Origin of the sequence: Ferrimonas sediminum, assembly GCF_900100175.1 — a bacterium.
GTDB classification, from domain to species: domain Bacteria; phylum Pseudomonadota; class Gammaproteobacteria; order Enterobacterales; family Shewanellaceae; genus Ferrimonas; species Ferrimonas sediminum.
Genome location: NZ_FNEM01000018.1, coordinates 48,171 through 55,656, shown reverse-complemented (window position 1 = coordinate 55,656; position 7,486 = coordinate 48,171). Strand labels below are relative to the sequence as shown.

At 60.9% G+C, this 7,486-nt stretch carries 9 protein-coding genes; all 9 read right to left on the bottom strand.

Going from position 1 to position 7,486, the window contains the following annotated elements:
• Positions 1-73: 73 nt before the first annotated feature.
• Genes flhB through BLT77_RS16655 form a run of 9 tightly spaced genes read right to left on the bottom strand, consistent with a single transcriptional unit; the run spans position 74 to position 7,467 of the window.
• Positions 74-1,243 (bottom strand): flagellar biosynthesis protein FlhB, encoded by a 1,170-nt coding sequence (gene flhB / locus BLT77_RS16695; RefSeq protein WP_090367520.1) that lies wholly within the window; start codon positions 1,241-1,243, stop codon positions 74-76.
• Positions 1,243-2,028, bottom strand: coding sequence for a flagellar biosynthetic protein FliR (gene fliR, locus BLT77_RS16690; protein ID WP_090367518.1), 786 nt, complete (start codon positions 2,026-2,028; stop codon positions 1,243-1,245). Before fliR ends, flhB begins: the two co-directional genes overlap by 1 nt.
• A complete protein-coding gene (gene fliQ / locus BLT77_RS16685) occupies positions 2,028-2,297 on the bottom strand; it encodes a flagellar biosynthesis protein FliQ (protein ID WP_028113109.1) in 270 nt (89 codons plus the stop codon). Before fliQ ends, fliR begins: the two co-directional genes overlap by 1 nt.
• A 2-nt stretch (positions 2,298-2,299) precedes the next feature.
• Positions 2,300-3,001: a flagellar type III secretion system pore protein FliP gene (fliP, locus tag BLT77_RS16680; protein WP_090367578.1), complete on the bottom strand. Its 702-nt coding sequence runs from the start codon at positions 2,999-3,001 to the stop codon at positions 2,300-2,302.
• Positions 3,002-3,042: 41 nt separating this feature from the next.
• Positions 3,043-3,414, bottom strand: a complete 372-nt coding sequence (fliO, locus tag BLT77_RS16675; protein ID WP_090367516.1) for a flagellar biosynthetic protein FliO — start codon at positions 3,412-3,414, stop codon at positions 3,043-3,045.
• Between the two features lie 2 nt (positions 3,415-3,416).
• Entirely contained in the window at positions 3,417-3,818 is a 402-nt protein-coding gene (gene fliN, locus BLT77_RS16670) for a flagellar motor switch protein FliN (RefSeq protein ID WP_090367514.1), read from the bottom strand.
• A complete protein-coding gene (gene fliM / locus BLT77_RS16665) occupies positions 3,811-4,878 on the bottom strand; it encodes a flagellar motor switch protein FliM (RefSeq protein WP_090367512.1) in 1,068 nt (355 codons plus the stop codon). Before fliM ends, fliN begins: the two co-directional genes overlap by 8 nt.
• A 10-nt stretch (positions 4,879-4,888) precedes the next feature.
• The gene (locus BLT77_RS16660) at positions 4,889-5,398 is read right to left on the bottom strand and encodes a flagellar basal body-associated FliL family protein (RefSeq protein WP_090367508.1); all 510 of its coding nucleotides are present in this window, start codon (positions 5,396-5,398) and stop codon (positions 4,889-4,891) included.
• A gap of 50 nt (positions 5,399-5,448) precedes the next feature.
• Positions 5,449-7,467, bottom strand: coding sequence for a flagellar hook-length control protein FliK (locus BLT77_RS16655; protein WP_090367506.1), 2,019 nt, complete (start codon positions 7,465-7,467; stop codon positions 5,449-5,451).
• Positions 7,468-7,486 lie beyond the last annotated feature (19 nt).

Here is a 7,486-nt window from a genome sequence, read left to right as displayed (position 1 = left end):
GAGAGCAAAAGACGCTGGGCCCTCGCGTTCGCAAGGGTAGCGTTTGCAAGGGCGACGGGGTGGGAAACCGGGGTTAGTCTGAATCCGGCTTCAGCGGGTTGCCGTCACTGTCCATCTGCAGTTCATCGGGAATGGGCAGGGTGTTGGGCAGCGGCACCGGGCGGCCACTGCGGCCCTTCTGGAACTGTTTCAACTGGAACACGTAAGCCAGAATCTGTGCCACCGCGGTGAACAGACCATCGGGGATCTGCTTATTCAGTTTGGTGGAGTAGTACACCGCCCGCGCCAGTTGCGGCGAACTGATCACCGGCACCTCGTATTCGCGGGCAATCTCCCGAATCTTCAGGGCCACTTCGTCGGTGCCCTTGGCCACCACCAGCGGTGCCCGGGCCTTGGCCTTGTCGTACTTCAGTGCCACCGAGTAGTGGGTCGGGTTAACCACCACCACGTCGGCCTGGGGCACTTCGCTCATCATCCGCCGCTGGGACATCTCCCGCTGCAACTGGCGAATCCGGCCTTTGACCTCGGGTTTACCCTCGCTGTCTTTGTGTTCGTCCTTGATCTCCTGCTTGGTCATCTTCAGCTGCTTGGTGTGATTCCAGACCTGGTACGGTGCGTCGATGATCACAATCAGCATCAGCGAGCAACAGAGGATGATAAACAGCTTATTGAGCAGAGCCACCGATCCGGCAATGGCGCCAAAGGTGGTGCCGGTGGACAAGGCCATGATCTCGTCGAAATAGATGGTCAGCAGCATCCAGGCCACCACCGCCACCACCGCAAACTTGGCGACCGCCTTCACCAGTTCGACCACGGCCTGAACCCCGAACATCCGCTTAAAGCCGTTGATGGGGTTAAATTTGCTCATCTTGGGGGCCGCCGCTTTCCAGCTGAAGGTCATCCCCCCCAGCAGGGTGTTGCCCACAAACGCGGCCACGGTCAGAAACACCACGAACCCCAGGACCGGCAACCCTACAGCCATCACAATCTCGCCAAAGACCCGGGTCATCTCTGACACATCAAACACCTGGGCCCGATTGCGGCTGAACAGCGACGTTGCCAGCGAGATCATGCTCTGGGCGATGGCCTGACCGAAAATCATCATGGCGATGGCGGCGCCCATCAATACAAAGGCGGTGCCCATCTCCTTGGATCGGGGCACCTGGCCCTTCTCCCGGGCCTGCTGGAGTCGTTTGGGTGTGGGGTCTTCGGTTTTTTCCTGGTCGCTGCTGTTTTCGGCCATCAGCGCACCTCACACTGCAGCTTCAGAATGTCACACAGGGTGGTCTGGCCGTGCTGCCAGGCCGCTTCGAAGTGCGGCATGAACCCGGACAGGGACAGCCACAAAATCAGCAGTCCCGACAACATGGTAATGGGAAAACCGATGGCAAAGATGTTCAGCTGCGGCGCAGCCCGGGTCATCACCCCGAAGGAGAAGTTAATCAGCAGCAACGCGGTGGCCGCCGACAGGGCCAGAGTCAGGGCGCCGGCAAACATCAGGCCTCCCCAGTTGGCCAGATCGAGAAAGTTCTGCGGCACCATCCCTTCACCGATGGGCAGGGTTTCGAAGCTGGCCACCAGCATGCGAATCATCATCAGGTGGCCATCCACCAGGAAGAAGATCAGGGTCGACAGCAACAGAAACAGCTGACCGACCAGGGGCACCTGCTGACCGTTACTGGGATCCACCATGGAGGCGAAGCCCAGCGAGGTCTGCATGCCGATGATCTGGCCGGCAAGAATGAAGGTATTGAGTACCAGCATCGACACGAAACCGACACTGATGCCAATCAGCAGTTCCTGAGCGGTGATCAGAATCGCCTCGGCGGACAACAGGTCGATTCGGGGGGGCGTGGGCAGAATCGGCGCTACGGCGGCGGTGATCACCACCGCCAACGCCATTCGAATCCGGGCCGGTACCGAACTTCCGCCGATGGTAACCATCACCATCAGCATGGCGCTGATGCGAAACAGGGGCCATAACAACCCCCTGAGCCAGTCGAAGATCACCTCCAACGGCAACTCCATCAGCCGATCACCGCGGGTATCCGTTCCACCAGCTCAAAGGTGAACTCCATCAGGGTTCGAATCAGCCAGTGACCGAGAAACGCCAGAGTCAGCAGAGTGACCAGCAGGCGGGGAAGAAACGACAGTGTCTGTTCGTTAATGGAGGTGGCCGCCTGAAACACCGCCACCACCAGACCGATAAGCAGGCCGGGAACGATGATGGCCGACACCATGATCAAGATGGTGTACAGGGCGTGGCGGAACAGATCGACGTAGGCTTCTGGGGTCACGGCTACACCCCGAAACTGTTGGCCAGGGTGCCCATTACCAGGCTCCAGCCATCCACCAATACAAACAGCATGATCTTAAACGGCAGCGACACGATCATCGGTGACAACATCATCATCCCCATGGCCATCAGTACCGAGGCCACCACCAGGTCGATCACCAGGAACGGCAGGAACAGCATAAAGCCGATCTGGAAGGCGGTCTTGAGCTCAGAGGTCACAAAGGCCGGGATCAACACCCGCATCGGCGTCTGTTCCGGCGAGGTCAGGCCGGTAGTGCCGCTGATCTCGATAAAGGTGTTGAGGTCGGATACGCGAGTCTGGGACAGCATAAAGGCCTTGATGGGCACCGAGGCCCGATCCAGTGCGTCCCGGGCCGTCACCTGCTCCTCCATATAGGGCACCACGGCATCATCGTAGACCCGATCCATCACCGGCGTCATGATAAACAGTGACATAAACATCGCCATCCCCAGCAGTACCTGGTTTGACGGCGTCTGCTGCAGGCCCAGGGCCTGGCGCAGAATCGCCAGCACCACAATGATGCGGGTGAAGCTGGACATCAGCACCACCATGGCCGGCAGGAAGGTCAACAGGGTCATCAGGCCGAGAATCTGCAGAGAAACGGTGTAGTCCTGGCTGCCATCGGCATTGGTGGTCACGGTAACCGCAGGAATGCCCACCTCGGCCAGGGCCAGTGACGGCATCAACAGGGGCAGCAGCAGGGCCAGCCAGGGAAGCCAACGATTCACGATTTCTGCCCCTTGCTGACCTTGGCAAACACCTTGGCAAATTCCGGTGGCTGCGGCGACTCGATGGGCGTCTCCAATTTGTCCAGCAGCTGAATGCCGCCGGAGCTGACCCCGATCAGATACTGTTGCTCGCCCACTTCGATTACGGCGACCTTCTCCTTGGTGCCCAGCGACATACTGGCAATAAGACGGATTTTGCCCACCATTTTGGTGGGCAGATTCATTTTGCGGGCCATCAGGGCCAGCACCACGATCAGGGCTACCACCCCAAACAGGGTGGCGATGGTGGTCGCCAGCTGGTCACCGGCAGACACCGGCTCGGCGGCGGCAGAGAAGCTGGCCGCCGACAGCAACAGAAGAGTTCGCATGGTTATTTCAGCTTTTTGATTCGCTCAGTCTGGCTGATGACGTCGGTCAGACGGATACCAAACTTCTCGTTCACCACCACCACCTCGCCATGGGCGATCAAGGTGCCGTTGACCATCACGTCCAGCGGCTCACCCGCGACCCGATCCAGCTCCACCACCGAGCCCTGGTTCAGTTGCAGCAGGTTACGGATGCTGATGTTGCTGCGACCCACCTCCATGGAGATGGTCACCGGAATGTCGAGAATCGAATCCAGCTTCTTGCGTTCACTTTCGCTGAAGCTGCGCCCGGCTGGCTGGTCGAACGACTCCAGTTCTACCGGTTCAGGCTCGGCCTGCTCCGCCAGCGCCGACGCCCATTCGTCCGCCAGTCCGTCTTGGTTAAACAGGTCGTCGTCATTACTCATCTTTTGGGCTCTCTTTCAGCTGTTCTAACATGTTTTCAGTGACATCACCCACCCCCTGGAGGCGGCTCTGTACCATCTGCAATTCGGTCTTGAAGCTCTCGGGCCGAGGAATGCGTTCGGTGATCTGTATCGCCTTGCTGTCGCCGCTGCGACCGAGTCGACCGCGGAACGTCGGCAACTCCTCCACCCGCACCAACATATTTTCCGGCATCTCCACCGGAATGATGTCGCCACTCTTCATCTCCATGATGTCGTTCAGAGTCACCTGGGTCTCGAGCAGGGTGCCGGAGAACTCCACCGGCACATCCAGGATCTCCTCCTGCAGGGCGCGGGCCCAGCGCTGGTCGGTATCCTGCTTGTCCGACTGAACCCCGGCATCCAGCAGTTCACGGATCGGCTCAATCATGGAGTAAGGCAAGGTGATGTGGAAATCGCCGCCGCCGCCATCGAGCTCGATGTGGAACGACGACACCACCACCACTTCGGTGGGGCTGACGATGTTGGCCATGGCCGGGTTCACTTCGGAGTCGAGGTACTCGAACTCCACATCCATGACCGGTGACCAGGCTTCTTTGTAGTCTTCAAATACCGTCTTGAGCAGCAACTGAATGATGCGCCGCTCGGTGGGGGTAAACTCCCGGCCTTCAATCTTGGCCTGAAAGCGGCCATCGCCGCCAAAGAAGTTATCCACCAGAATAAACACCAACCGGGCTTCCATGGTGATAAGGCCGGTGCCTTTCAGCGGCCGGAACCGAACCATGTTGAGGCTGGTAGGAACAAACAGGGTATGGACGTATTCGCCAAACTTGATCATCTGCACGCCGTTGATGGAGATCTCGGCGGAGCGGCGCATCAAGTTAAACAAGCTGATCCGCAGGTGACGGGCAAAACGTTCATTGACCAGCTCCAGGGTCGGCATTCGCCCCCGGACAATGCGATCCTGAGACGAAAAATCATAGGTAGTGGCTGTGCCACTACTGTCATCTATGACCTCGTCTTCGACCTCATCCACACCGTGCAGGAGGGCATCAATTTCGTCTTGGCTAAGCAGATCGCTCATTCAGTGTCTCTTATTGCATTACAAATCCGGTGAACAACACACGTTCCACCAGAGGTTTGCCGGTAACCCCTTGCAGGGTCGTTTGTACGTTCATCAGCGCCTGGGTGCGCAACTCCTCTTTGCCTTCACGGCTGGCGAGTTGCTGGGCGTTGGAGCCGCTGAAAGTGGTCAGCAGCGAATCTTCAATCAACGGAATGTGCTTTTTCACCAGATCCTGAGCGGCACCGCCGCGAACCTGAATCTGCACCTTGATCTGCACCAGGTAGCTGCGCTTGTCACCGGGCAGATTAAACAGGAATGGTCTTGGCATGCCAACATAGAGCGCATCGCCCGGGGTCAATGGCGTATTCAGTTCTACCTGCTCACGCTCGCCATCCGAGCCATCGTCACTCATCACCATCACCACAATGGCCACCACCACCGCGAGCAGGACACCGGCTGCCGCAATCAGGGCAGGCATCATCCATTTGGGCCGCTTTCCAGCCGGTTTAACTTCCAATTGCAGCGACTCTTCCGCCATCGTTACCTTTCCATCCTTCGTCAATCCCCATCAGGGTAACACACCGCGCTTTACGCGTAATAATCGATACCGCCGTCGGCATTTCGGCCGGTCATTTGCTGCACAGTCGCCAGCGTGTCATCACTGGCCTCCACCATGCCCTCACCGAAGCCTTGCTGACCACCCTGGCCCTGGCCGTTTCCGGCCTCATTACCGGTCTGGCCGCCACCACCGTGGCTGATGTGCGTATCTGCCAGGGTGATGCCCTGTTGTGCCAGCATCTCCCGCAATCGAGGCAATGCCTGTTCGACCAGCTCCCGGGTTTGGGCCTGGGCCGCGTGCATCTGAACCTGGGCCTGATCGCCGTTCATCTGAATCTTAACCTGCAGGGCGCCGAGTTCCGGCGGGTCGAGACGAATCTCGGCCTGGCTGGTGCGGCTGTTGATCATCATCATCATCCGCTCGCGCAACTCCGGTGCCATTCGCTCGGCCGCGACCGGCTGGCGTAATGCCGCAGCGGGATCCTGCTGCAGCTGTTGATGAGCCTGAACCCGGGCCTCCGGGGTCCGCGCCTGGTGTAACCGGAGTTGGGGATCCAGCTCCAGTTCGGCCGCCTCGGCCGCTTCCACGGCGGCCGCCGAGTTTGCCAGCATCGACTCGGGCGTCGGCACCGCCGCCTCTGAGGTCAGGGTGGCGGCAGTACGTCCGCCAGACACGCTGCCATCGGTTTTGACCATCTCATTGACCCACTTCGACAACGGGTCGGCCTCGGCGTCAGTGGCGGTCGGTTGAGGCGGAGTTGCTGTGGAGGTCGTGCCGCCCTCGGCGGCAGGAGTTAAGGCGGTCATTCGGCCTTTGGGGGCCGAACTCAATTTATCCTGAGCCTGTTTCAGCCCCTGAAGCTGGGCCAGCAGTTCGCCGTTGGCCTTGTCGCCGCTGACCGGAGCCGGAGCCGGGGCATCGCCCTCGCCATGACCTGCGCTCTGCCCCTTGGCCTGTGGGGCGGCGGCACTGTCGACACCGGAGGCGGCCTGGGCCGATACTGCGGCGGCAGCCTTGGTGGCCTGGGCCGGGCGCCCCGTCAGGGGCTGCGCTGCCGTCGCGGTGCTGTGTGGCTCACCGGTTTTGGCAGTGCTCATCGCCGCCTGGAGTTGGGGCCCATCCCCGGCCTCCGCCTCCTGGGGTGAAGCTGGCTGGCCCGCAGGCTCTGCCTGGGCCAGCCCGGCAAACGGCGACGGGGTGCCCTTGGAATCGCCGCCGCTGCCGACGACTTGCGCCCCGGGTCCTGGTTGGCTTAGAACCACATCGACTTTGGTGGCAGAGGTGGAAGCGGTATCGGCCTCAGCCCCGGTCGCGCGGGCGGACGACTCGATTGCCACTGCGGCCACCGCCGCCGTCTCCTTAGCCCCCTGACCGCCGGTCGCGGTGGGCTGGGCCTCTGGCACTGACGGCTGGGCCGCCGCTTTGGCGGCCGGCGTCACCAGAACATCGACAGCACGAGCACCGTCACTGGCCGCGGTATTTTCGGCGGCGCCGTCGGCGCTTTTTGAGTCGGCGGCAGCCCGTTGTGAGGGCTGGCTTTGTCCGGACGCCGGCAGGTCGTCTTTACGGTCGTCGCCGCTGACATGGGTGTCTTTCGCCACGGCCGGCTCATCGTCATCAACCCTGGCGTGGATCTCCTTCGCCCCGGTCGAGGCAGGTTGTTGCCGCCCCGGTTGAAGCGGATTTGCCGCGATAAACGATTCCTTGCCGCTTTGGGTCGAGGCCTGCTCTTCTGCCACCTTAGCCAGGTTGCCGTTATCGCTGTCGTCCGATGCTTCCGGGGCGGTGTCGTCCGCCTTGGCCACAGAGGCATCGACAGGGGGTTGGGCTTTGGGTTCGCCGGGTTGTGACGGAGATTTGACGCCGGACTCAGTCGGCGAGGACTCAGTGACGACGGGGGCTTGGGATGGGGCTGCGCTGTCGCCGCTCTGCTGTTGAGAGGCCGAAGTCAGGGCGGCGCCAAACCCCTCCCCCTGCGCCTCACCAGCCGGCGTCGATGCCGGCCCGAGCACGGAGGGGGAGGTGTTTACATTCAGGCGTGCGTCCATAAGCGAAAAGGATCCATCG